The following is a 2,147-nucleotide window of genomic DNA, read 5'->3' on the forward strand; positions in this document are numbered from 1 at the left end:
CAAAACTACAAAATTTGAAAGCAATTCACAACCTTTTCCGTTGAGTTGCTTGTACTTCTTTAGTTGTTATCAATCACAAAACTATAAAAATTGAAAGCAATTCACAACGCCTTACGGGGCTGGAGAAAAGGGATTGTGTTGTTATCAATTGCAAAAGTACAAAATTTGAAAACAATTCACAAAATGTATAAGTAAATAATCTGAACAATAACGCCAAGTAAAGCGAGCGAATCCTCTCCCTTTTATGATTTTTATTTGTTTTTTAAATAATAATTCTTACCTTTGTACCCTAATTTAATATTAAAAATTATGGGTATTATCGCAACACTTATTATTGGAGCCATCGCTGGATGGTTAGGAGGAACTATCTACAAAGGTAGTGGATTAGGTCTTATCGGCAATATCATTATTGGTATTCTTGGAAGTATCGTGGGATATTGGCTTTTAGGAGATGTGTTTCACGTCTCACTTGGAGGAGGATGGATTGGTGCTATCTTGACAGGAGCTATTGGAGCTATTGTTATTTTATTCTTGATAAATTTGATATTTAAAAAGAAGTAATAAGGAAGGAATAGCACATATTAAAAATGAAAAAACCCCGAAAATATATATTTTCGGGGTTTTTTAGTACTTCTTTTTTAGAATTACCTACTTGCGTTAGCAGTCCAGGTTTTTCCATCTGTAGTATACAAAATGTTCAATGAAGAGGCGTTGATTCTAATGAGTTTTACACCATCTTTCAAGTCGATGTTTACTAAAGTGTTATCTCCTTCTTTTTTGAAGCTAACACCTTTAAGGTCAGGAATACCATCTGAAAAACGGAAATAATAGTCATTTCCTGTTTTAACAACTGTCACAGCTCCGTTATCAGCAGATTTTTTTTCATCTCCATTTGAATAAGAGATTTTACCTTTGTAGGTTCCTACAAAAAGGTCATTGTCTGCTGGGTCATCATTCTTGCTACAAGATATAGAAGAAAAAGCTACTAGTGATAAACAAATCACTGATACTAAAGCAATAATTTTTTTCATACTTGATTCAATTTAAAAAATTAATATTAAAGTTTGTTGCAATAATTATGCCATTGTAATGCGTTATGCAATTTTTAATAGTTGTTATCAATGGAAAAACTACAAAATTTAAAGGGGATTCACAACTATGTGGCTGTACAACTGAATGTCCGTAATAAGAGTTAATGTTTTAGGCGAAATTATAAAATTTGGGTTCATTTCATATGTGTTTTTGATATTATTGAATAATTGTAAAGTTTGTATAGAATCGCCATAATTCAAAAGAAGTATTTGATTTTTGGAGTGATAAATCTTAATGTAAGGTTTTGTATTAACACGTAAAGAAAGTTTATATACATCACCTTTTTCGGTTTTAAAAAATCCCTTTTTGATGATTCCTACATCAAAGCCGTTAGTTCGCAAAACAAATTTAGGTGATTCGTTAACAAGAGTTATTGAATCAATATCTTTCATTTTAATATTAAAATGATAAAGACCTGAATTCTCAATTCTTTCTTTGCTAACCTCAATATCACTTTCTCTCATTCCATAAAAAAGAAAAATACACACAGCCCCGATTAAGAAAAGAACAATGTAAAAATCTTTTTTAGAAAAAGCTTGTTTTTTTATAGGATTAAATCGTAATACGGATAAAATGGGAATAAGCAAGCCTGGTAATATGGAAATACCAATGTCCCAAACAACGGAACGAGACAAAAAAGTTAAAAAAATAGAAGCTAATCCACAAATAATAAAGACATTACGCAGATACAGCGTATAATCTGTGTTTTTTAAAGATTCTTTCTCTTCATCAGACAATGTGTTATAGCCTGATAATAAGTTAGGGAATTTTGAGATTAGAATTCCCATTGTTATGTAAAACACTCCTAAAATACAATTTATGATATCCATAAAAGTTTAGTTTTATACGTTAATAATACGAGAAATATTACAAGACAAAGATAAACATAACAAATCCGTTTAAACTTTTGGCAAAGTTACAATAAATAATTAGAAAATGAGGGAATGAGGAAATTAGAGAATGAGAAAATTAGGGAATTAAGAGATTAGCAAATGGGGTGCGAGTTACAAGCTTGCACCAGAGAAGATTAACTTTGCCAAAGTTTCAAACTTTGG

Annotated in this window: 3 protein-coding genes; 1 reads left to right on the top strand and 2 read right to left on the bottom strand. The window is 30.4% G+C overall.

Going from position 1 to position 2,147, the window contains the following annotated elements; genetic code table 11:
* The first annotated feature begins 309 nt into the window (after positions 1-309).
* Complete coding sequence (locus tag HMPREF9078_RS02705) at positions 310-561, top strand: GlsB/YeaQ/YmgE family stress response membrane protein (RefSeq protein ID WP_009411577.1); 252 nt, start codon at positions 310-312, stop codon at positions 559-561.
* Between the two features lie 83 nt (positions 562-644).
* Here HMPREF9078_RS02705 and HMPREF9078_RS02710 read toward each other — a convergent pair whose 3' ends face one another.
* Positions 645-1,031, bottom strand: a complete 387-nt coding sequence (locus tag HMPREF9078_RS02710) for a hypothetical protein (protein WP_009419202.1) — start codon at positions 1,029-1,031, stop codon at positions 645-647.
* Between the two features lie 108 nt (positions 1,032-1,139).
* A complete protein-coding gene (locus HMPREF9078_RS02715) occupies positions 1,140-1,922 on the bottom strand; it encodes a DUF3784 domain-containing protein (RefSeq protein WP_009419203.1) in 783 nt (260 codons plus the stop codon).
* Positions 1,923-2,147: the final 225 nt, after the last annotated feature.

Source organism: Capnocytophaga sp. oral taxon 380 str. F0488 (assembly GCF_000318255.2).
In the GTDB taxonomy this organism is placed as follows: Bacteria; Bacteroidota; Bacteroidia; order Flavobacteriales; family Flavobacteriaceae; genus Capnocytophaga; species Capnocytophaga ochracea.